This is a genomic window from Actinacidiphila sp. bgisy167 (assembly GCF_057707665.1).
The window spans coordinates 1-20,374 of sequence record NZ_JBYIQP010000065.1; the positions used below are offsets into that span (position 1 = coordinate 1).

A 20,374-nucleotide genomic window follows, 5' to 3' on the forward strand; every position below is an offset into this window, starting at 1 on the left:
TCGACGGAGAGTCTCCTCATGTCCGATGCCCGACACGACACCGCCGCCGAGGCCCGCCTCGAGGACGGTACCGCCGAGGGCCTGCACGCCGGCCGCCACCGCGGTACGGCTTCCGCCCACGACGAGGCCGAGGCGGTCCAGCCGCCGCACGGCCGCCACCGCCGGCCCTCCGGGTCCGCCGACATGGATGCCTGACGGGCCGAGGCCCGTTCCCGCCCCGCCCCGTGCGGGGTGATCGCGTCGTCAGGCGCCGCCGTGCCGCTGCGCACGACGAACGGCCGGCCGGTGATCCGGCCGGCCGTCGGCGTTGCCGGGACCCTCTCGGCCGCCGGAGGCCCGAGGGGCAGGCGAAGGCCGGTGGGGCAAGCGCCGAGGCCGGTGGGGCAAGCGGAGGTGCGCGGGGCAGGCGCCGAGGCCGCGCGCCGACCGCGTCGTGTGCGACCCGAAGCTGAACGTGGCCCGCCGGGCACCCGGCGCGGGGTGACGGCGGTCCGGTCGGCCTCGTCGCCCCGGTCGCACGCACGACGGGAAGACCGCGAGCGACGCCGTCTCCGCAGGGCATGGGCGACCCCCGACCGCACATCACTGGCACACCGTCAGCGAGGCCCGGCGCCAGTGACATTCGTCCTGACCAAGTCCGTACAAAACCCACTGCCCCCGCGGCAGCGCCGACCGTAATGTCAGTGACATGACGACGACAGTGAGTTTCACCAGGGCCGTCAAGACGTTCGGCGCGATACGCGCGGTGGACGGCGTCGACCTGGAGATCCAGCGGGGGGAGTGCGTCGCCCTGCTCGGCCGCAACGGCGCGGGCAAGTCCACCACGATCAGCCTGCTGCTCGGGCTCAACGAACCCGACGACGGCGAGGTGCGGCTCTTCGGCGCCACCCCGCACACCGCGGTCCGCGCGGGCCGGGTGGGCGCGATGCTGCAGGACGGCCGGCCGATCCCCCGGGTGACCGTCCAGGAACTGATCACCTTTGTGGCGCGCACCTACCCCGACCCCCTGCCCGTGGCCGAGGCCCTGGAACTGGCGGGCCTCACCGAGGTCGCCGGCCGCCGCGCCGACCGGCTCTCCGGGGGCCAGGCGCAGCGCGTCCGCTTCGCGGTGGCCCTGGCCGGCAACCCCGAGCTGATCGTGCTGGACGAGCCCACCGCCGCCCTCGACGTCGAGGCCCGGCGCGCCTTCTGGGACTCGATGCGGACCTATGCGGCACGCGGCAACACCGTCCTGTTCTCCACCCACTACCTGGAGGAGGCGGACGAGAACGCCGACCGCGTCGTGGTCATCGACCGCGGCCGGATCGTCGCCGACGACACCGGCGAACGCATCAAGCGCACGGTCGGCGGCAATCTCGTCTCCTTCGACCTGGCCGGAACCGCCGCCGAGGGCCTCGGGCGACTGCCCGGGGTGGTGTCGGCGGAAGTGCGCGGCGACCGTGCCGTGCTGCGCTGCGCCGACTCCGACGCCACGGTCGTCGCCCTCGCCGAGCGCGGCATGGTCCGCGGCCTGACGGTCACCGCCGCCAGCCTGGAGGAAGCGTTCCTCTCCCTGACCGCGCGTCCGGCCGCCGAGGACGACGCCGCCCCTGCCACCGCCAAGGAGAAGGTCTGATGCTGTTCGCCTACATCTCGTTGGAGATCCGGCGCACCCTCCGCGACGCCGGTTTCGTGATCTTCGGCGTCGGCATGCCGGTCATGATGTACCTGCTCTTCACCAACCTCGGGGTCAGCGGCTCGGAGGAGGACAAGGCGGCCGCGCTGGCCGCCATGATCGGCATGGCCGCCTACGGCGCGCTGGGCTCGGCGGTGAGCACCGGGTCGAGCGTCGCCGAGGACAAGGGGCTCGGCTGGCTGCGTCAGCTGCGGATCACCCCGATGTCCCCGCTGCTGGTCGTCACCGGCCGGTGCATCAGCGGCTCGATCACCGTGCTGCCCGCCATCCTGGCCGTCCTGCTGGCCGGCGGGCTCGTCAACGGCGTGGAGCTGCGGGCCTGGCAGTGGGCCGCCGTCGGGGGCCTGCTGTGGGTGGGCACCGCGCCCTTCACCCTGCTGGGCCTCGGCAACGGCTACCGGCTGTCCGGGCAGACCACCGGCGTGGTGAACATGGCCTGCAACCTGGGCCTGTCCGTCGTCGGCGGCCTGTGGATCCCCGCTTCCGTCTTCCCCGGCTGGCTGCGGGCGGTCTCCGAGTGGACCCCGTCCCAGCGCTTCGGCCAGCTCGGCTGGGCCATCGCGGACGGCGCGGCCCCGCGGGCGGGTGGCGTCGCGGTCCTCGCCGCGTGGACGGCCGTCTTCGGCGCGTACGCGGTGTACGCCTACCGCCGCTCGGCCCGCACTCCGTGAAGCCCGGCGGCACCGCGCACGAGGAGGAGGCAGCCGCCATGGCGATCACGACGGACCCCCGGCGGCCTCCGCCGGCCCGGATCCGGCACCGCTGGCGGCTGCTGCGGGTGACACGGTCCTATGACGAGGAGATCGAGGCCCTGCGGCCCCCGAACCGCCTCACCTTCCTGCCCTGGCTGCTGATGGGCGTGGGCGCGCTGTCCCACCTCCTGCAGGGCGAGGCCGCCCAGCCCTGGCTCGGGGGTCTCGGCCTGCTGGCCTTCAACTCCCTCTACATCGCGGTCGTCTTCACCGCCTTCGATCCGCGCGCCGCGGCCGGGAAGGCGCCCCGGCGCTATCTCCTCGCGCTGGCCGCGGTCACCTACGCCCTCGCCATCGGCTACGGCGGCACCTGGCTGGTGTTCTTCCCGCTGCTGTCGCTGGCCGCCGGGATCGTGGCGCGCGGCCGGCGGACGGGGCCGGTGCTCGTCGCCCTCGCGGTGTCCGCGGGAATCGTCGCCGGTCTGCGCAGCGGCGACCTCTGGGAGGGCGTGTCCATCGGGTACGGCAGCCTCATCTCGGGCCTGGTGACCGCGGCCATGCTCACCCTCCACGACGCGGTCACCCAGCTGCGCGCCACCCGTCAGGAGCTGGCTCGCAACGCCGTCGCCGAGGAGCGGCTGCGGTTCTCCCGCGACCTGCACGACCTGCTGGGGCACACCCTCTCCGTGGTCGTCGTCAAGGCCGAGGCCGCCCGCCGGCTCGCCCCGCGCGATCCGGAGGCCGCCCTCGCCCAGGTCGCCGACATCGAGGCGATCGGACGCCAGGCGCTCACCGAGATCCGCGAGGCCGTCACCGGCTACCGCGAGGGCAGTTGGTCCACCGAGCTGGACCGCGCCCGCTCGGCCCTGGCGGCCGCCGGGATCGAGGCCGTCGTCCAGGAGTCCGGGCCGCCGCCCCCGCGGACAGGGGCCCTTCTGGGGTGGGTGGTGCGGGAGGGTGTGACCAACGTCGTGCGGCACAGCGCGGCCGCCACCTGCCGCATCGAGCTGACCGCCGCCGGCGGGCGGGTCCGCCTGCGGATCACCGACGACGGCCGCGGCGTAGGCTCGGCCCCCGGAACCGGCTCCGGACTGCGGGGGCTCGCCGAACGGCTCGCCGCGGCCGGTGGCTCCCTCGCCACGGGCCCCGCACCGGGAGGCGGGTTCCGTGTGGAGGCCGAGCTGCCGGAGGAGGAGGGACAGGCGGCATGAGCGACGCCATCAAGGTCCTGCTCGCCGAGGACCAGGGGATGATGCGCGGGGCGCTCTCGCTGCTGCTGAACCTGGAGGACGACATCGAGGTCGTCGCACAGGTCGCCGCGGGCGACGAGATCGTCGCCGTGGCACTGCGCGCCCGGCCCGACGTCGCGCTGCTCGACATCGAGCTCCCCGGGCGCAGCGGGCTCGACGCGGCGGCGGAGCTGCGCGAGCGGCTCCCGGGATGCAAGGTGCTCATCCTCACGACGTTCGGCCGCCCCGGGTACCTGCGCCGCGCCATGGAGGCCGGGGCGTCCGGCTTCCTGGTCAAGGACGGCCCCGTCGAGGACCTCGCCGCCGCGATCCGGCGCGTGCTCGCCGGGCACCGCGTCATCGACCCCGCCCTGGCCGCGGCCGCCCTCAGCACCGGGCCGAGCCCGCTGACCCCGCGCGAGCAGGACGTCCTCAACGCCGCGGCGGACGGGGCGACCGTGGCCGACATCGCGGCGCGGGTGCATCTGTCGGAGTCGACGGTGCGGAACCACCTGTCCGCGGCCATCGGCAAGACGGGCACCCGCAACCGTATGGAGGCGGTGCGCACCGCCCGCCACAACGGCTGGCTCTGACCTCTGCCCGCGGCTGCGGTGCGGGTGGTCTGCGCCCGCGGCGGACGGTTCGCGGGCCCGCGCCAACCGCGCCGGGCAATCGGGCGGGCGGGAACCCCGACGGAGACCACCACGGACCCGCGCACCGCCGGCCGCACCCCTGGCGGGCGGCACAGAGGACGTGCGGGACGATGGGGGCATGAGCACGCCACCCCTCGCGGAAGTCCCCGCGGACGTCCTGGCCGCGTTCGAGGCGGCCAAGGGCTTCATGCCCACCCACGAGGGCCTCGCCCTCCTCGCGGCCGCCGCCGACGCCGCCGCCCGCCTCCCGGGCCTGCCCCTGCTGGAGGTCGGCACCTACTGCGGACGCTCCACGATCCTGCTGGCCGCCGCCGCCCGCGAGGCGGGGACCGTCGCCGTCACCGTCGACCACCACCGCGGCAGCGAGGAGCAGCAGCCCGGCTGGGAGTACCACGACCCGTCGCTCGTGGACCCCGAGGTCGGTCTGATGGACACCCTCCCCTCCTTCCGGCGCACCCTGCACGCCGCCGGGCTCGAGGAGCACGTCGTGGCGGTCGTGGGTCGCTCCCCGCAGGTCGCCGCGGTGTGGGGGAAGCCGCTCGCGCTCGTCTTCGTCGACGGCGGGCACACCGACGAGCACGCCGGCAACGACTACGCGGGCTGGGCGCCGCACGTCGCGCAGGACGGTCTCCTGGTCATCCACGACGTGTTCCCCGACCCGGCCGACGGTGGCCAGGCGCCCTGGCGGATCTACCGGCGGGCGCTGGAGTCGGGTGCGTTCACGGAAGTGTCCGCGACCGGTTCACTGCATGTACTCCGGCGTACGGACGCCGTGATCCACTACGGCGGTTAGCATCGCTGACGTGTTCAAGAACAAGGGCCGCTCGACCGTGGCCGTCGGGGCCGCGCTGGTGGTGGCGTGCGCGGCCGGGTGGCTGGTGTGGGACGCCGCGAGCGGACCGGACGACCCCGGACGCAACGGCGACCTCCCCCAGGGCGTGCGTCCGCTCCGTTCGGGCGCGCCGCCCGCCGACGCACCCTCCACCGGGGCGCCGTCCGCCCGGGCCGGCAAGCCGCTCGCGGGCAGGGTCGTGGTGCTGGACCCGGGGCACAACGCGCGCAACAGCCGGCACACGGCCGAGATCAACCGCCTGGTCGACATCGGTACCGCCCGCAAGGAGTGCGACACCACGGGCACGGCGACCAACGCGGGGTACGCCGAGGCCGCCTTCACCCTGGACGTGTCCCGGCGCGCCCGTACGCTGCTCGAGGCGCGCGGGGCCACCGTGCGGCTCACCTACGACGGCGACCGCGCGTACGGCCCCTGCATCGACGAGCGGGCCCGGATCGGGAACGAGGCCGAGGCCGACGCGGCGGTGTCGGTGCACGGCGACGGCTCGGCTGGCGGCCACCGCGGCTTCCACGTGATCATGCCCGCCGCGCTGCACCAGGGCATCGCGGACACCCGGAGGATCAGCGGGCCGTCGAGACTTCTCGGCGGCGCCCTCAAGCGGCACTTCGCGGGGGAGACGGGCACCCGGCCGTCCAACTACATCGGTGGCGGCACCGGCCTGGACGTCCGCCGCGACCTGGGCGGACTCAACCTCAGCACAGTGCCGAAGGTGTTGATCGAGTGCGGTAACATGCGCGACCCCGCGGACGCGGCGCTGATGACCAGCCCGGCCTGGCGGCAGAAGGCCGCGGAGGGCATCGCGGACGGCGTCACCGCGTTCCTGGAGGAGCGCGGGTGAGCGGCCGGTGAGCATCGGGTACCGATCGGGTCACCGACAGCCGGACCGGCCCCACCCCGCGGCGACCGTCCTCATACGATGGACAACGCCGACGACAGCGACAACGAGACGACTGACAAGGACTTCCAGTGAATAACCGCTCCCTCACCCGAGGAGACGGCGCGGTGATCGGCGCGGCGCTGCTGCTGCTGATCGCCTCGTTCCTGAACTTCTACGCCGCGAAGAACTGCGACGCGGACGGCTGCGCAGTCAACGCCTGGAAGAGCGAGCTGTTCCCGCTGCTGCCCTCGGTGCACCTGCTGGGCCTGATCGCCGCCGGCCTGTTCGTCGCCTCCCGCTTCCTGCCCGAGGGCCGCAAGCTGCTCGGCATCGGCCTGGCGCAGTGGGGCGCGGTGCTGGCCGTGGCCGCCGCCTGGGACGCCCTGTGGTCGCTCTTCAACGGCAACGAGATCTTCGAGCTGGCCACCGGCGCCTACCTCTCCTTCGTCGCCGCCGTCGCGCTCGCCGCCGTGATGCTGCTGACCCTCCGGGGCCTGCCCGCGCTCAAGGCGCCGCTGCTGCCCGCTCCGCGGCCCCGGCAGCCCCAGCAGCCCCAGCCGTACGGCGGCGTGCAGGGCGGTCAGCCGCACCCGGGCGGGCAGCAGGGCGGCTACGGCTACCCGGGGCAGGCCGGCGGGCACGGCCTGCCGGCGGACCAGTCGTTCGGCGGCGGCCAGTACGGCTACCCGCACTCCCAGCAGCAGCCCCAGGCCCAGCAGCAGCCCCAGCAGCAGCCCGCCGCGGAGTTCGCGGCCTTCTGGTTCGCGGTGCCCGTGACGCGGCCGCTGTACGCGGAGGACGGTTCGGCCCAGCAGATCGCCGAGCTGACCCCCGGCGTCTGGTACCTGGCGGTGGAGCAGCGCGGCGCAGGCCTGGTCGCGCAGACCCAGGACGGCCGCCGCGGCGTCCTTCAGGACGTCAGCGGCATCCAGCGCGGCTGACCCGCTCCCCCGCCCTCACGGGAAAGACCGCGCGCCTGTCACCCGCGCACCCCGCGCCCGCACGCGCCCGCACGCACGCGGAAGCCGTGCCCTCGGGCCGTCGGCCCGGGGGCACGGCTGTCTCCCCGCCGGTAGCGGACCGAGCTCATCCGCCGCTGAGCTGGGACAGCGAGGGCACCTTGTCGGTGACCTTGGCGCCCGCTCCCTCGCCGGCCGACTTGACGCCGCTGATGGTGTCCTGGAAGGTGCCCACGATGTCGTCGGTGCCCTGACCGCTGCGCAGCTTGCTCGGCAGGTCCTTGAGCGACTCGATGCCCGCGGTCAGCGGGGCCACCAGACGGGAGAGGGTCGGGTCGCCCTTGGCGTTCTCCGCGGCGGCCTTGAGCCGGTTGTAGGCGAAGGCCCCGGCCAGTCCCGCCTTCACCAGGGTGAGCTTGCGGCCGTCGGCGTCCTTCTCGAACTTGCCCTCGCGATAGGGCTTGACGATCCACTGGTAGGTCGCGCCGGCGGCCAGTCCCGCGTTGGCGACGAAGCGCGTCTTGGCGAGCTTCTGCTTCTCCACGGAGGAGGTGGGACTCGCGGTGCCGCCGCTCGCGGGATCGCCGGAGTCGCCGCCGCAGGCGGGGACGACCAGCAGCACGCCGGAGAGCAGAAGGGCGGTCAGAGCACGGCGCAAGGGCATGAGGGTCTCTCCCAGGGGGATGCGGTGCGTGCTCGCATCCTCGCCCCGGGCCCGGCCAGCGGCCACCGCACAGGGCCGTACGGGGCGTCAGGCCGCCTCCCGGCGACGGCGTTTGGCTGCGCCGATCGGGGCAAGACGGCAGGTATGTCCAGACGATATCGCGGCAATCCTGCGGCCACGATCATCATCGTGGCCGCCGACGTGGCGGCTTTCATCCTGATCCTGTGGATCCTGCTGTGGATGCTCGACGCCAACCGGGCCAACGGCTTCGTGGAGTGGATCCACGACGTGGCGTCCTGGCTCGGCGGCTGGGCCCACGGCATCTTCTCGACCCGGTCCGCCTGGGCGCGCACCCTGCTGGACTACGGTCTGCCGGCGGCGGTCTACCTGGTCGTCGGGCACGCCGTGGCGGGCCGGATCAACCGGGCCTGACGCCCGCTCACCGGCCGGCGCAGCACCCCGCCGCCGCGGGCACCAGCCCGAGCGGCAGCCGGTCGCCCCCGAAGACGGCCGTCGTCGCCTCGTCCCCTCCCAGGGCGGCGACGGCCAGCAGCAGCGCCCCCGCCGTCCACGTGGTGCGTTCCCGGGGCCACACGGCGGGGGCCGTGCCGGCCTGCGCGTCGCCCTCGAAGACGTACCCGGTCCAGTACATGCCGTCCTCGGCGCGCAGGTGCCGCATCGCGGCGAGGATCTCCACGGACCGGTCGGACTCCCCCATCGCCCACAGGGCCAGGGCGAGTTCGGCGCTCTCGCCGCCGGTGACCCAGGGGTTGGGCACCACGCAGCGGACCCCGAGGCCCGGCACCACGAACTCGTCCCATCGGGCCTGCACGCGCTCGCGGGCGGCCTCCCCGCGCAGCACCCCGCCGAGGACGGGGTAGTACCAGTCCATGGAGTAGCGGTGCTTGTCCAGGAACCGCTCGGGGTGGTGGGCGACGGCGTGGCCGAGCGCGCCGGCGGCCAGCTCCCAGTCGGGCTGCGGGTCCTCGCGGTACTCGGCGACGGCCAGCGCGCAGCGCAGCGCCTGGTAGATCGACGAGCAGCCGGTCATCAGCGCCTCCCGCGGATACGTCCCGTCGTCCTCGCGCCGCCAGGCGATCTCACCGCCGGGCAGCCGCAGTTCGAGGACGTACTCGACGGCCGCGTACAGCACCGGCCACATGCGCTCCAGGAAGGCGTCGTCGCCGGTGGAGAGGTGGTGGTGCCACACGCCGACGGCGACGTAGGCGCAGAAGTTGCTCTCCCGGGCCAGGTCGATGGGCTCGCACTCGCCTTCCTCGCCCTCCGCGCCGTCGGCCCAGCCGTACGCCGCGTACCAGGAGCCGTCCGGGTTCTGCCGGCGGGCGAGCCAGGTGTAGGCCGCCTCGGCGTGCTCGTGCTCGCCGGCGGCGTCCAGCGCCATGGCGGCCTCGACATGGTCCCAGGGGTCGAGGTGGCCGCCCTCGAACCACGGTATGGCGCCGTCCGGCCGCTGGACGGCGAGGATCCCGGCGACGGTCTGCGCGGCCTGCTCGGAGGTCAGTACGCCGGGCAGGACGAGGTGCTCGGTCCGCCTCACGCGTCGAGGCCCGTCTTCGGGGTGTGCGGCTTGGCGGCGTAGGCGACGAAGCTCTTGCCGATGAGCGGGTTGAGCGCGTTCTCGGCGAGCCGGGTGGCCAGCGGCTTCTTGATGATGTCCCAGACCAGCAGCTTGTGGTACAGCCGCACCGGCAGGGCCTCGTCGTTGTCCACGCCGACCGCGCACTTGATCCACCAGTACGGGGAGTGCAGCGCGTGCGCGTGGTGGCTGCCGTACGGGCGCAGACCCGCCTCGCGGATCCTTTCCAGCAGCTCGTCGGCCCGGTAGATGCGGATGTGGCCGCCCTCGACCTCGTGGTACGCGTCGGACAGCGCCCAGCAGACCTTCTCCGGCCCGTAGCGCGGCACGGTGACCGCGATGAGTCCGCCCGGCTTGAGGACGCGCACCATCTCGGCGAGCACGCCCTTGTCGTCCGGGATGTGCTCCATGACCTCGGAGACGATGACGCGGTCGAAGCTGTCGTCGGGGAACGGCAGGCTCAGCGCGTCGCCCTCCATCGCCGTGGCGGTCGCCCCGGCCGGGGCCTCCCCGGCCTCCTTCATCGCCGCGAACCACGAGGCGACCTCGCGGATCTCGTCACCGTTCCGGTCCAGGGCCACCACGTTCGCGCCGCGCCGGTAGCACTCGAAGGCGTGGCGGCCCGCGCCGCAGCCCAGGTCGAGCACCCGGTCGCCCGGGGCGAGCGGGAAGCGGGAGAAGTCGACGGTCAGCACGTGGAGCCTGCTTTCGTCCGGGACGGAGACTGGACAGTGGGCCGCGGCCCCCCGGCGGCCTCGATCGCCGCCCGGTAGTGCGCGACGGTGCCGGCGGCGGCCCGCTCCCAGGTGAAGCGGGTCAGTACGCGTTCCCGGCCGGCCAGACCGAGGCGGCGGCGCAGCCCCGGGTCGCCCAGCAGCCGGCCCAGCGCTGCGGCCAGCGCGCCCGGCTCCCCGGGCGGCACGGCCAGGCACGTCTCGCCGTCGGGCCCCGCGACCTCGGGGATGGCGCCGCCGGTCGTGGCGACCAGCGGCGTCCCGGTGGCCATGGCCTCGGCGGCCGGCAGCGAGAAGCCCTCGTACAGCGACGGCACGCAGGCGACCTGCGCGCTGCGCACCAGGTCGACCAGTTCCTCGTCGCTGACGCCCTTGACGAAGTCGACGGCGCCGCCGAGCCCGTGCCGCTCGATGGCGGCGGCCACCGGGCCGTCGTCGGCGCGCTTGCCGACGACGACGAGGTGCGCACCGGGGTGCTCGGCACGCAGCTTCGCCAGCGCCTCCACGAGGTGGACCAGGCCCTTGAGCGGCACGTCGGCACTGGAGGTGGTGACGATCCGGCCCGGCACCTCGGGCACGGAGGGGTCCGGCGAGAAGAGCCCGGTGTCGGCGCCGATGTGCACCACGTGCACCCGCTCCGGGCGCACCCCGAGGTGGTCGACGATCTCCTGCCGGGACGTGCCGGAGACGGTCAGCACGGACGGCAGCCGGCGGGAGACCCGCTTCTGCATCCGGGCGAAGCCGTACCACCGACGGACCGACGCCCGGCGCTTCCACCCCCGCGCGGCGTCGAGTTCGAGCTGCCGGTCGACCGTGATGGGGTGGTGAATGGTCGTCACGAGCGGCGCGCCGAGGGCGCGGGGGCCGCCGAGGAGGCCGTAGCCGAGGGTCTGGTTGTCGTGGATGACGTCGAAGTCCCCGCGCCGGGCGGCCAGGTGGCGGCGGGCGCGCAGGCTGAACGTCAGCGGCTCGGGGAAGCCGCCGGTCCACATCGTGCCGACCTCCAGCGCGTCCACCCAGTCGCGGTACTCCTCGCGCTTCGGGGTGCGGAACGGGTCGGGCTGGCGGTAGAGGTCGAGACTCGGCAGCTCGGTGAGGCGCACCCCGTCACCGACCGCGTCGAGCACGGGGTAGGGCTGGGCGCCGATCACCTCGACGCTGTGGCCGAGGCTGGCGAGTTCCCTGGACAGATGGCGTACGTAGACGCCCTGACCCCCGCAGAAGGGGTTCCCCTTGTAGGTGAGCAGCGCGATCCGGAGCGGCCCGGCCTCTGCGGTCACTCACGGCCCCCTTCTCGCTGCACGTCGGCGGGAGCGTAGCCGCCTGCGCCTCGATGGAACAAGTTTCAGAATCGGTTGCTCAGGGGTTGGCCCGAGAGCACGAAGATACCCGTCCCCCTGTGGGGCGCCCTGGCTGTGCCGGGTGATTCCCGCCACGCCCGGCGGTGGGAGCGCGCGGCTGCGAACAGGGCGTCATGTGCGAGGCCCGCGTGGGCCCTGCCGGTGTTTGCGCCGCTCCGGGCGGCGAGCGCCCGGTACACGTGAAGGGGCCGCGAGGAACGCCTGGAGCCCGCGGCGCGACCCCCGGTGCCTGCGGGCCTTACGAGCGACGGGTCGATGCAACCAGCCGATGAGCGGGACGATCTGTCCGCTCAGCCCAGCGATGCACTCACCGTACGCAACTCGTCCAGGGCCGACAGGACGTACCCGGTGAGCTCGTCCTTGCCGTCACGGTCGCCCTCGGACCATTCGGCGTACCCGCGCTTGAAGGCGAGGACGCCCAGCTCGCTCGCGAGGGCCGCGGCCGGGTCGGACAGGCCGCGGGCGACCAGGGCGGTCGTCATCGCAGCCGCCAGGCTGACGGTCTTGAGGGCGTCACGCTCCTGAAGCTCGACGCTGGCGGCGACGGCAGCCTTCAGGCGCGGGGCGAGCTCGCGATTCATGGGACCCATCGCGCTCGACGCGCGCTCAAGACCGGCAGCGACCGCCTCGAGCGGGCTGGCGTCATCGGGCGCCTCGGTGATCCCCTCGGCCAGCAGCCGGCTCAGCGTCTCCTGCCCGGCCACCATCAGCTCTCGCTTGTCAGGGAAGTACCGGAAGAAGGTGCTTTTGGTGACCCCGGCGCGCTCGGCGATCTGCGCGACCGTCGTGGCGTCGTACCCCTGCTCGGTGAACAGGTCGACTGCGGCCACGACAAGGCGTTCGCGTGCGCCTGGTTCCCATCGAGCCATGGCCCCATCATACGCGACGGGACTCTTGTCCCATCACTCTGCTAGGGTGATGGGACAAGAGTCCCGTCACTTGAGGAGAGCTGCATGCACGTCTTTGTCACGGGTGGCACTGGTCTGATCGGTTCCGCCGTCGTCGCCGAGCTGCTCGACCATGGCCACAGCGTCCTCGCACTCGCCCGTTCCGACGCCTCCGCGCTGGCCGCCGAGGCGGCCGGCGCCGAGCCCCTCCGGGGATCTCTCGCAGATCTCGACGTCCTTCGCTCCGGCGTCGCTCAGGCCGACGGGGTGATCCACCTGGCATTCGCCAACGACTTCAGCAGCCCCGACGCCCTCGCCAAGGCGGTCGCCGAGGAAAGCGCCGCCCTCGCGGCCCTCGGCGAGGAACTCGTCGGCAGCGACCGGCCCCTGGTCGCCTGCTCGGGTACGCCCCATGTGCCGGGCCGTGCCTCCACCGAGGCCGACCCGCTGCCGACCGACGGGCCGGTCGGTGGTCGTGGACGCGCCGTCACGGCGGTCCTGGGCCTGGCCTCGCGCCGGGTCCGGAGCACGGCCGTACGCCTGCCGCGCACGGTCCACAACCAGGGCACGGGCGGGTTCGCCGGCTTGCTGACCGACATCGCACGCCGGACCGGAGTGTCCGGCTACCCCGGCGACGGCACACAGCGCTGGCCGGCCATGCACGCGCTCGACGCGGCAGTCCTCTTCCGGCTCGCGCTGGAACACGCGGAAGCCGGCACCTCCTGGCACGCCGTGGGCGACGAGGGCGACCAGGTGCGTGACATCGCCGCGGTCATCGGCCGACGGCTGGGCCTGCCGGTCGAGTCGGTGCCGTCGCAGACGTACGGCCCTCTCGGCCCGATCTTCGCGAACGACCAGCCCTCGTCCAGCGCCCACACCCGGCAGACCCTCGGCTGGGAGCAGAAGCACCTCAGCCTCCTGGAGGACCTGGAGAACATCCAGCCCTGAGCGGCGACCGGAGGGCCCGAGCTGCTGTCCGCGGTCCGCGTCATCGAACACACCTGGCACTCGGCACTGGTGGGATGGCTGTCCGGACGCGCCTCCAGCGACCAGGTAACGACCGACATCACGACCGTCTGCCGGCTCGTCGGCCTGACCGCTCCCCGGGGCCCGCGGGCCCGAGCGCCGGCCCTGCCGTGCATCCCCGGACGAAACCACCGGACGAAACCACCGGGCGAGAGCACCGGGCGAGAGCACCGGGCGGGAACGCCGGCCGGGCCTCCCGCGGCGTCCCCGCGCCGCTGACATCGACACGCCTGCCCGCCGTACCGCCGCGCCCCGGCCGCGTCCGGCGCGGTGTGAGGCAGACCGCACACGCCCGGGGGCGGCCCGTCTGAGGAGCCCGGCTAAGGTGTGGTCGACACAACCAAGTCCATTCACGTCCGAGTGGGGGAAGCCGGTGCGAATCCGGCGCTGACCCGCAACCGTGAGCCGCCCCCGACCGGGGACGGCCCAGCCGGAGCACCCGCGCGGACGGGAGCGGCTCTTCCGTCGAGGTACACGGAGTCGGAGCCCGGTGCCGTGACAGCGCGCCCGCATCCGTCTGCGCGACCGCTCACCCGAAAGGCACCCACCCGATGCACCTGCGCCGCACCGCCGCGGCCGCTCTGGCCGCCGTCAGCGCGCTCCTCATAGCCGCGTCGCCCTCCCCTTCACCCGCGGCGGCTCCCGCCGCTCTGTACGGGGACGCCGACCCGACGTACGACGGCGTGTGGCGCCAGTCGTACGCGCTGCTGGCGCTGCACGCGGCCGGCGTCGAACCGTCCGGGGAAGCGGTGACGTGGCTCGCCGGGCAGCAGTGCGCGGACGGCGGCTTCGCCTCGTACCGCCAGGACCCGGCGGCCCCCTGCGACCCGAAGACCGAGGACACCAACGCCACCGCCATAGCCGTCCAGGCGCTCGCCGTCCACAAGCAGGACGCCGCCGTCAGGCGCGCCGCCGGCTGGCTCGCCAAGGTGCAGAACCGCGACGGCGGCTGGTCCTACAACCCCGGGGGCGCCTCCGACGCCGACTCCACCGCCGTCGTCATCGGCGGCCTCGAGGCGGCCGGCACCGATGCCGAGTCGGTGACCTCCGACGGCCGGTCGCCCTCTGACGCGCTGCACTCCCTGCAGCTGGCCTGCGGCACGAAGGACGGCGGCGCGTTCGCGTACCAGGCCGACGCCAAGACCGGCGCCCTCACGGCCAACGCCAAGGCCACCGCCGACGCCGTACGCGCCGCGCAGGGCGCGGGCTTCCTCGTCGAGGCACCCGGTCGCGACGTCGCGGTGCGCTCCGGATGCGGCGGCAGCGCCGCGGACGCGGGCGCCGCCTGGCTCGCGGCCGGACTCGCCGCGGGCGGCGGCCACTTCGACGCCCTCACCCCCGGCTCCGACCAGAAGACCCCCGACTACGGCACCACGGCCGACGCCGTCATCGCCCTCGCCGCCGGCGGCCACCTCGACGCCGCCAAGGGCGCGTACACATGGCTCGCCGCCAACTCCGCCGCCTGGGCGAAGGGCAGCCCCACCGCCCTCGCGCAGCTCGCCCTCGCCGCGCACGCCACCGGCAACCCCATGAACGACCACATCGCGAAGCTCAGCGCCCTCGGCCCGGTCGCCGAGCACACCTCCGCCCCGGCCTCCGACTCGGCCTCCGACTCCTCGGGCGGCAGTTCGGTGTGGTGGATCGTCGGCGCCGGCCTGGTCGCCGGCATCGGCATCGGGGTGCTGCTCTCCGGCCGGAAGCGCCGGTCGTGAGGCGGCCGCCTCTCGCGGCGGCGGCACTCCTCCTGGCCCTGGTGGCCGCCCTCGTCACGACGCCCGCCCACGCGGCCAGTTACCGGTACTGGTCCTTCTGGCAGCGGGACGCGGCCACCGACGCCTGGACGTTCGCCACGACCGGTCCCGCCCTCAGCCACCCCGGCGACGGGGCCGTCGAGGGCTGGCGCTTCGGCGTCAGCCCGGACGCCGCATCGGCCGCCCGCCCCCGCGGCGCGGCCCGCTTCGCCGAGGTCTGCGGCGGCACCCCGGCCCGCCCCGGCACCAAGCGCGTCGCCCTGCTGCTCGACTTCGGCACCGCCGCCGACGCCCCGGCCGCCCGCGCCGCCTGCGCCCGCGTCCCCGAGGACGCCACCTCCGCCGACGCCCTCGCCGCGGTCGCGCCCCCGCTGCGCTACGACTCCGCGGGCATCGTCTGCGCCATCGCCGGCTACCCCGCCAAGGGCTGCGGCGAGCAGGTCACCGACACCGCCGCGGCCCCCGCGCCCACCTCCTCCTCCCCCGGCCCCGCGCTCGGCGCGTACGGCGCCGCAGCCGTCGTCCTCCTGGTCGCCGCGGCCGCCGCCTGGCAGGTCCGCCGCCGTCGAGGCGACCGCCCGTGACCACCGCCACGCCTCATCCCGGGCTCCGGCTCCACGGCGCGGCACCCCGGGCGCGGCGCGTCCTCGCCCTGTCGGCCGGGTCGCGCCCGCGCGAGCGCAGGGCGGCGGACGCCGGCGCGGCGGCCCCGCTCCTCGGCACGGCTGCGCGGACCCGGCGGGACGGTGCCCCGCCGCTCGCCACCGGCACGGCGGGCACGAGCGGCGCCCCGGGCGCGGCGCCGGCCGGCGCGAGCGCGCGGCCCGCACCCCTCGCGGCCCGGGAGGCGCGACCCCCCGCGGGCCGCGACCACCACGGCCACGGACACGACCCCGAGGGCGGCGGCTCCGCTCGCCGGTGGGCGCTGCCCCGCCGTCGGCCCGAGCCCGCGGCGGCGGACCGGCGGGACGAGGCCCCCCGGTCCGCCGCGTCCGCGGGACGGGGCCGGGCGCGGGGTCCGCACGCGGGGGCGTGGTGGCTGTGGGCGCTGGGTCTGGCCACGGCCGCGTCCCGCACGACGAACCCCGCGCTGCTCGCGCTGCTCGCCGCGGTCGCCGGCTACGTCGTGGCCGCGTGCCGGGTGCCGGACGCCCCCTGGGCGCGCTCGTACGCCGCCTTCCTGCGCCTCGGCCTGGTCGTGATCGTCATCCGCCTCGGCTTCGCCGTCGTCCTGGGCTCCCCCGTCCCCGGCACGCACACCGTGCTGACCCTCCCCGAAGTGCCGCTGCCGGACTGGGCGCAGGGGGTCCGGCTCGGCGGGCGAGTGACCGCCGAGGGGCTGTGGTTCGCCTTCCGCGAGGGCATGCGGCTGGCCACCCTTCTGGCCTGCCTCGGCGCCGCGAACGCCCTGGCCAACCCCGCTCGGCTGCTGAAGTCGCTCCCCGGCGCCCTGTACGAGGCGGGCGTCGCCGTGGTCGTCGCGATGACCTTCGCGCCGCATCTGGTCGCCGACGTTCGCCGTCTGCGGACGGCCCGCCGGCTGCGGGGCCGCGCGGACCGGGGCGTACGGGCCCTGCTGCAGGTCGGCCTGCCCGTCCTGGAGGGCGCCCTGGAGCGTTCCGTCGCCCTCGCGGCCGCCATGGACGCCCGCGGCTACGGCCGCACCGCCGAGGTGCCGTCGGCCGTGCGCCGGGCGACCGCCGCACTGACCCTCGGCGGACTGCTCGGGCTGTGCGCGGGCACCTACGCGCTGCTGGCCGCCGCGGGCGCCGCGTACGGCCTGCTGCTGGCCGGTGCGGCCGCGGCCGTCGCGGGACTGCGGCTCGGCGGGCGCCGATCGGTGCGCACCCGCTACCGCCCCGACCGCTGGGACGCGACCGCCTGGCTGGTCACCGCCTCGGGCCTGGCTGTCGCCGCGCTGACGATCTGGGCCGCCGGGGCCCTGCCCGCCGACCTGGACCCGCCCGTGGTGCCGCTGACCGCGCCGTCGCTGCCGCTGTGGCCCGCGGCCGCCGTCCTGCTGGGGCTGCTGCCCGCGCATCTGAGAGGAGCCCGCCCGTGATCCGCTTCGAGCAGGTCTCCGTCCGTTACGACGGCGCCGCCGAACCCGCCCTCGCCGGTGTCGACCTGACCGTGCCCGAGGGCGAGCTCTGCCTGGTCGTCGGCCCCTCCGGCACCGGCAAGTCCACCCTGCTCGGCGCCGTCTCCGGCCTCGTGCCGCACTTCACCGGGGGCGTGCTGACCGGCCGGGTCACGGTCGCCGGGCACGACACGCGCAGCCACAAGCCGCGTGAACTCGCCCATGTCGTCGGCAGTGTGGGGCAGGACCCGCTGGCGCACTTCGTCACCGACACCGTCGAGGACGAACTCGCGTACGGCATGGAGTCGATCGGCCTCGCCCCCGACGTGATGCGCCGCCGCGTCGAGGAGACCCTCGACCTGCTCGGCCTCGCCGACCTGCGCGACCGCCCGATCAGCACTCTCTCCGGCGGGCAGCAGCAGCGTGTCGCGATCGGCTCGGTGCTCACCGTCCACCCGCGGGTGCTGGTGCTGGACGAGCCGACCTCCGCACTCGACCCGGCCGCGGCCGAGGACGTGCTCGCCGTGCTGCAGCGGCTCGTCCACGACCTGGGGACGACCGTGCTCGTGGCCGAGCACCGCCTGGAGCGGGTCGTGCAGTACGCCGACCAGGTCGTCCTCCTGCCCGGCGGGGGCGCCGCCCCGGTCTGCGGGCCGCCGGCCGAGGTCATGGCCCTCTCGCCCGTCCGTCCCCCGGTCGTCGAGCTCGGCCGCCTCGCGGACTGGTCGCCACTGCCGCTGTCGGTGCGCGACGCCCGCCGTGCCGCCGCCCCGCTGCGCGAGCGTCTCGCCGGCCGCACCCCGCCCCCGGCGCCCGCGCCCGCACAGGGCGAGCCCGTGGCGGCCGTGGCGGGCCTCACCGTGCGCCGCGGCCGCCTGGAGGCGCTGCGCGCGGTGGACCTGACCGTACGGCCCGGCGAGACCGTCGCCCTGATGGGCCGCAACGGCGCGGGCAAGTCCACCCTGCTGGCCGTCCTCGCCGGGATGACGGCCCCCACCTCGGGCAGTGCGACCGTCGGCGGCCTGCAGCCGTCCCGCACCAGGCCCGCGGAGCTGATCCGCCGGGTGGGCCTCGTCCCGCAGGACCCCCGGGACCTGCTGTACGCCGACACCGTCGCCGCCGAGTGCGCCGCCGCCGACGCCGACGCCCGCGCCACCCCCGGCACCTGCCGCGCCCTGGTCGGCGAACTGCTGCCCGGGGTCGCCGGCGGCGCCCACCCGCGTGACCTCTCCGAGGGGCAGCGCCTGGCCCTCGCCCTCGCCGTCGTGCTGACCGCCCGGCCCCCGCTGATCCTCCTCGACGAGCCGACCCGCGGCCTGGACTACGCCGCCAAGGCCCGACTCGCCGCACACCTGCGTGCGCTCGCCGCGGACGGCCACGCCGTCGTCCTCGCCACCCACGACGTCGAACTCGCCGCCGAGCTGGCCCACCGCGTCGTCGTCCTCGCCGACGGCGACCTCGTCGCGGACGGCCCCACCCCGGAAGTCGTCGTCTCCTCACCCGCGTTCGCCCCGCAGGTCGCCAAGGTGCTCAGCCCGCTGCCGTGGCTGACGGTCGATCAGGTCGGCTCGGCACTGGCGGGGACGGCATGACGGCGCGTCCTCGGGCCGTGCGGCTGGGCAGGCGGTCCGTCGCCGCGCTCGTGCTGGTCTCCGTGATCGGCGTCGCCGCGTTCGGCTGGCCGCTGCTCGCCGACCCGGGTTCCGGGCTCGCCCACAGCGCGGACGCCCCCTGGCTGTTCGCGCTGCTGCTGCCGCTGCTGCTGGCCGTCGTCATGGCGACGATCGCCGACGGCAGCGAGGGCCTGAGTGCCAAGTCCGTCGCCATGCTCGGCGTACTGGCCGCGGCGGGCGCGGCGCTGCGTCCACTGGGTGGCGGCACGGCGGGCATCGAGCCCATGTTCTTCCTCGTCGCCCTGTCCGGCCGGGTGCTCGGCCCAGGGTTCGGCTTCTCGCTGGGCGCGCTCACGATGTTCGCCTCGGCCCTGCTCACGGGCGGGGTCGGGCCGTGGATGCCGTTCCAGATGCTCTCGATGGGCTGGGTGGCCCTCGGCGCGGGACTACTCCCGGGCGCCGCGGCGTTGCGCGGGCGGGGGGAGCTCGTGCTGGTCGCCGGCTACGGGGCGGTGGCGTCGATCGCGTACGGGACGGTCATGAACCTGCAGGGCTGGCCGTATCTCGGCGGCATGTCCTCCGGGGTCTCCTTCGTGCCGGGCGACCCGCTCACCGACAACCTCGCCCGCTTCGCCGCGTACTGCCTGGCCACCTCGCTCGGCTGGGACGTGCCGCGCGCCGTGCTGACCGCCGTACTGGTCCTCACCCTGGGCCCGTTCGTGCTGCGCGCACTGCGCCGGGCCACCAGGCGCGCGGCGTTCGGCGCGCCGGTGGGCTTCGGGGCGGCGGACGGCGGCCCGGAGAGCGGCGCTTCGCGCCCGCCGCGAGTGCCGCGGCAGCCGCGCTGAGGGCCCGGCGCGCCGGGGCGACCGGGTCGCCGGCGCCCGGGGCGTCGCGCTGACCGGACGGGCTATGCCCCGAACGCCGTCCACCGCCCTTCGGAGACCACCTCGACCGCCCCGTCGACGACCTTGACGGCCGTCTGCTCGTCGATGGCGTAGGCAGGGCCGCCGATGTCGGCGGCCCACCGCTGCGCGTCCGCCAGGGTGTTCTGCGGAAAGGCGTCCAGGTGCGGAAAGATCGAGAAGTCGACGACGCCCAGGGTGCGGTCGTCCGGAGCTGACGGCCACTCGGTGAAGTAGGCCCCGATCCGCGGGGTCATCACCATGCTTCCGGCGCTCACTCCCACCCAGACCGTGTCGGGCAGCGAAGGCAGCAGATCGGCCAGCCCGGACTCCCGCATCCAATGGCACAGGTAGGTCGCGTCGCCGCCGTCGACCAGGAGCACGTCGGCCTCCCGGACCCAGGGCACCCATCGCTCCGCGCCGATGGTGGGCAGCGCGGTGAGCTCGAGGACGCCGAGCGACGCCCAGCCCAGGCCGGTGAGGTGCTGCCACCGGGGCTCGGCGGCCATGAGGCCACGCACCGAGGCCGGACCGCACATCGGGTGACCCCACTGAGCGGTCGGGACGCAGAGGGCGCGGCACTCGTCGATCGGCTTGCCGAGAAGCTGCAGGAGCGCCGCCCGGATGCTCGGGTTCGTGACCCCGCCTGACGTGAGCAAGAGCTTCAAGGTGCCCTCCAAGTACGCGCGCGAAAGATGGATGTATCCGAAGACCCGGAACGGCGCCGGAACTCATCGCCGTTCGGAGGACCCCGGCAGCCTCAGGCGGGTCCCTCGAGGAAGTCCGACGCCGGATCACCATCACGAACGGCGGCGAGC

Annotated in this window: 21 protein-coding genes, 1 pseudogene and 1 riboswitch; of the genes and pseudogenes, 16 read left to right on the forward strand and 6 right to left on the reverse strand. The window is 75.1% G+C overall.

The features are described from left to right. The first annotated feature begins 18 nt into the window (after nt 1–18). From AC3ET4_RS22460 to AC3ET4_RS22495, 8 genes are all read left to right on the forward strand, one after another. Nucleotides 19–195 (forward strand): hypothetical protein, encoded by a 177-nt coding sequence (locus tag AC3ET4_RS22460; protein WP_431952185.1) that lies wholly within the window; start codon nt 19–21, stop codon nt 193–195. 505 nt (nt 196–700) lie between these two features. Beyond that, nucleotides 701–1,615: an ABC transporter ATP-binding protein gene (locus AC3ET4_RS22465; RefSeq protein WP_431952261.1), complete on the forward strand. Its 915-nt coding sequence runs from the start codon at nt 701–703 to the stop codon at nt 1,613–1,615. Beyond that, nucleotides 1,615–2,346: an ABC transporter permease gene (locus AC3ET4_RS22470; protein WP_431952187.1), complete on the forward strand. Its 732-nt coding sequence runs from the start codon at nt 1,615–1,617 to the stop codon at nt 2,344–2,346. Before AC3ET4_RS22465 ends, AC3ET4_RS22470 begins: the two co-directional genes overlap by 1 nt. Nucleotides 2,347–2,384: 38 nt before the next feature. Next, nucleotides 2,385–3,578: a sensor histidine kinase gene (locus AC3ET4_RS22475; RefSeq protein ID WP_431952189.1), complete on the forward strand. Its 1,194-nt coding sequence runs from the start codon at nt 2,385–2,387 to the stop codon at nt 3,576–3,578. Further along, nucleotides 3,575–4,189, forward strand: coding sequence for a response regulator (locus AC3ET4_RS22480; RefSeq protein ID WP_431952191.1), 615 nt, complete (start codon nt 3,575–3,577; stop codon nt 4,187–4,189). Before AC3ET4_RS22475 ends, AC3ET4_RS22480 begins: the two co-directional genes overlap by 4 nt. A 178-nt stretch (nt 4,190–4,367) precedes the next feature. Beyond that, nucleotides 4,368–5,042, forward strand: coding sequence for a class I SAM-dependent methyltransferase (locus tag AC3ET4_RS22485; RefSeq protein ID WP_431952193.1), 675 nt, complete (start codon nt 4,368–4,370; stop codon nt 5,040–5,042). 10 nt (nt 5,043–5,052) lie between these two features. Beyond that, complete coding sequence (locus AC3ET4_RS22490; protein ID WP_431952195.1) at nt 5,053–5,940, forward strand: N-acetylmuramoyl-L-alanine amidase; 888 nt, start codon at nt 5,053–5,055, stop codon at nt 5,938–5,940. Nucleotides 5,941–6,068: 128 nt separating this feature from the next. Then, nucleotides 6,069–6,920 carry a DUF5336 domain-containing protein gene (locus tag AC3ET4_RS22495; RefSeq protein ID WP_431952197.1) on the forward strand — a complete coding sequence of 284 codons (852 nt, stop codon included), beginning with the start codon at nt 6,069–6,071 and terminating at the stop codon, nt 6,918–6,920. Nucleotides 6,921–7,065: 145 nt separating this feature from the next. On the opposite strand, the gene AC3ET4_RS22500 is transcribed toward AC3ET4_RS22495, so the two are convergent. Then, nucleotides 7,066–7,602 (reverse strand): hypothetical protein, encoded by a 537-nt coding sequence (locus AC3ET4_RS22500; RefSeq protein WP_431952199.1) that lies wholly within the window; start codon nt 7,600–7,602, stop codon nt 7,066–7,068. Nucleotides 7,603–7,746: 144 nt separating this feature from the next. On the opposite strand from AC3ET4_RS22500, the gene AC3ET4_RS22505 reads away from it, so the two are divergent. Next, the gene (locus tag AC3ET4_RS22505; protein WP_431952201.1) at nt 7,747–8,034 is read left to right on the forward strand and encodes a hypothetical protein; all 288 of its coding nucleotides are present in this window, start codon (nt 7,747–7,749) and stop codon (nt 8,032–8,034) included. Between the two features lie 7 nt (nt 8,035–8,041). Here the strand turns inward: AC3ET4_RS22505 and AC3ET4_RS22510 are convergent, their stop codons facing one another. From AC3ET4_RS22510 to AC3ET4_RS22525, 4 genes are all read right to left on the reverse strand, one after another. Beyond that, nucleotides 8,042–9,160: a prenyltransferase gene (locus tag AC3ET4_RS22510; RefSeq protein ID WP_431952203.1), complete on the reverse strand. Its 1,119-nt coding sequence runs from the start codon at nt 9,158–9,160 to the stop codon at nt 8,042–8,044. Next, nucleotides 9,157–9,894 (reverse strand): class I SAM-dependent methyltransferase, encoded by a 738-nt coding sequence (locus AC3ET4_RS22515; protein ID WP_431952205.1) that lies wholly within the window; start codon nt 9,892–9,894, stop codon nt 9,157–9,159. The genes AC3ET4_RS22510 and AC3ET4_RS22515 overlap by 4 nt, the downstream gene beginning before the upstream one ends. Then, nucleotides 9,888–11,213, reverse strand: coding sequence for a glycosyltransferase family 4 protein (locus AC3ET4_RS22520; protein WP_431952207.1), 1,326 nt, complete (start codon nt 11,211–11,213; stop codon nt 9,888–9,890). The genes AC3ET4_RS22515 and AC3ET4_RS22520 overlap by 7 nt, the downstream gene beginning before the upstream one ends. Nucleotides 11,214–11,584: 371 nt before the next feature. Then, nucleotides 11,585–12,163 (reverse strand): TetR/AcrR family transcriptional regulator, encoded by a 579-nt coding sequence (locus AC3ET4_RS22525; RefSeq protein ID WP_431952209.1) that lies wholly within the window; start codon nt 12,161–12,163, stop codon nt 11,585–11,587. Nucleotides 12,164–12,247: 84 nt separating this feature from the next. Here AC3ET4_RS22525 and AC3ET4_RS22530 point away from each other — a divergent pair, with 84 nt between their 5' ends. From AC3ET4_RS22530 to AC3ET4_RS22560, 7 genes and pseudogenes are all read left to right on the forward strand, one after another. Continuing rightward, nucleotides 12,248–13,129, forward strand: a complete 882-nt coding sequence (locus AC3ET4_RS22530) for an SDR family oxidoreductase (protein WP_431952211.1) — start codon at nt 12,248–12,250, stop codon at nt 13,127–13,129. Nucleotides 13,130–13,144: 15 nt separating this feature from the next. After that, nucleotides 13,145–13,297, forward strand: a pseudogene (locus AC3ET4_RS22535) (TetR family transcriptional regulator); the annotation flags it as partial. A gap of 251 nt (nt 13,298–13,548) precedes the next feature. Beyond that, nucleotides 13,549–13,668, forward strand: a riboswitch (cobalamin riboswitch). A 90-nt stretch (nt 13,669–13,758) separates the two neighbouring features. Beyond that, nucleotides 13,759–14,919, forward strand: coding sequence for an SCO2321 family membrane protein (locus AC3ET4_RS22540; protein ID WP_431952213.1), 1,161 nt, complete (start codon nt 13,759–13,761; stop codon nt 14,917–14,919). Further along, a complete protein-coding gene (locus AC3ET4_RS22545; RefSeq protein WP_431952215.1) occupies nt 14,916–15,542 on the forward strand; it encodes an SCO2322 family protein in 627 nt (208 codons plus the stop codon). The genes AC3ET4_RS22540 and AC3ET4_RS22545 overlap by 4 nt, the downstream gene beginning before the upstream one ends. Before the next feature lie 341 nt (nt 15,543–15,883). Next, entirely contained in the window at nt 15,884–17,020 is a 1,137-nt protein-coding gene (locus AC3ET4_RS22550; RefSeq protein WP_431952263.1) for a CbiQ family ECF transporter T component, read from the forward strand. Then, entirely contained in the window at nt 17,017–18,630 is a 1,614-nt protein-coding gene (locus AC3ET4_RS22555) for an ABC transporter ATP-binding protein (protein WP_431952217.1), read from the forward strand. The genes AC3ET4_RS22550 and AC3ET4_RS22555 overlap by 4 nt, the downstream gene beginning before the upstream one ends. Further along, entirely contained in the window at nt 18,627–19,499 is an 873-nt protein-coding gene (locus tag AC3ET4_RS22560; protein ID WP_431952219.1) for an ECF transporter S component, read from the forward strand. Before AC3ET4_RS22555 ends, AC3ET4_RS22560 begins: the two co-directional genes overlap by 4 nt. A gap of 62 nt (nt 19,500–19,561) precedes the next feature. On the opposite strand, the gene AC3ET4_RS22565 is transcribed toward AC3ET4_RS22560, so the two are convergent. Further along, a complete protein-coding gene (locus AC3ET4_RS22565; RefSeq protein WP_431952221.1) occupies nt 19,562–20,224 on the reverse strand; it encodes a Type 1 glutamine amidotransferase-like domain-containing protein in 663 nt (220 codons plus the stop codon). Between the last annotated feature and the right edge of the window lie 150 nt (nt 20,225–20,374).

Bases quoted from the DNA above. Each gene is read 5' to 3' on its own strand.
- AC3ET4_RS22460 (WP_431952185.1), top strand. From the start codon at position 19: ATGTCCGATGCCCGACACGACACCGCCGCCGAGGCCCGCCTCGAGGAC.
- AC3ET4_RS22475 (WP_431952189.1), top strand. From the start codon at position 2,385: ATGGCGATCACGACGGACCCCCGGCGGCCTCCGCCGGCCCGGATCCGG.
- AC3ET4_RS22540 (WP_431952213.1), top strand. From the start codon at position 13,759: ATGCACCTGCGCCGCACCGCCGCGGCCGCTCTGGCCGCCGTCAGCGCG.
- AC3ET4_RS22505 (WP_431952201.1), top strand. From the start codon at position 7,747: ATGTCCAGACGATATCGCGGCAATCCTGCGGCCACGATCATCATCGTG.
- AC3ET4_RS22485 (WP_431952193.1), top strand. From the start codon at position 4,368: ATGAGCACGCCACCCCTCGCGGAAGTCCCCGCGGACGTCCTGGCCGCG.
- AC3ET4_RS22530 (WP_431952211.1), top strand. From the start codon at position 12,248: ATGCACGTCTTTGTCACGGGTGGCACTGGTCTGATCGGTTCCGCCGTC.
- AC3ET4_RS22500 (WP_431952199.1), bottom strand. From the start codon at position 7,602: ATGCCCTTGCGCCGTGCTCTGACCGCCCTTCTGCTCTCCGGCGTGCTG.
- AC3ET4_RS22560 (WP_431952219.1), top strand. From the start codon at position 18,627: ATGACGGCGCGTCCTCGGGCCGTGCGGCTGGGCAGGCGGTCCGTCGCC.
- AC3ET4_RS22480 (WP_431952191.1), top strand. From the start codon at position 3,575: ATGAGCGACGCCATCAAGGTCCTGCTCGCCGAGGACCAGGGGATGATG.
- AC3ET4_RS22525 (WP_431952209.1), bottom strand. From the start codon at position 12,163: ATGGCTCGATGGGAACCAGGCGCACGCGAACGCCTTGTCGTGGCCGCA.
- AC3ET4_RS22470 (WP_431952187.1), top strand. From the start codon at position 1,615: ATGCTGTTCGCCTACATCTCGTTGGAGATCCGGCGCACCCTCCGCGAC.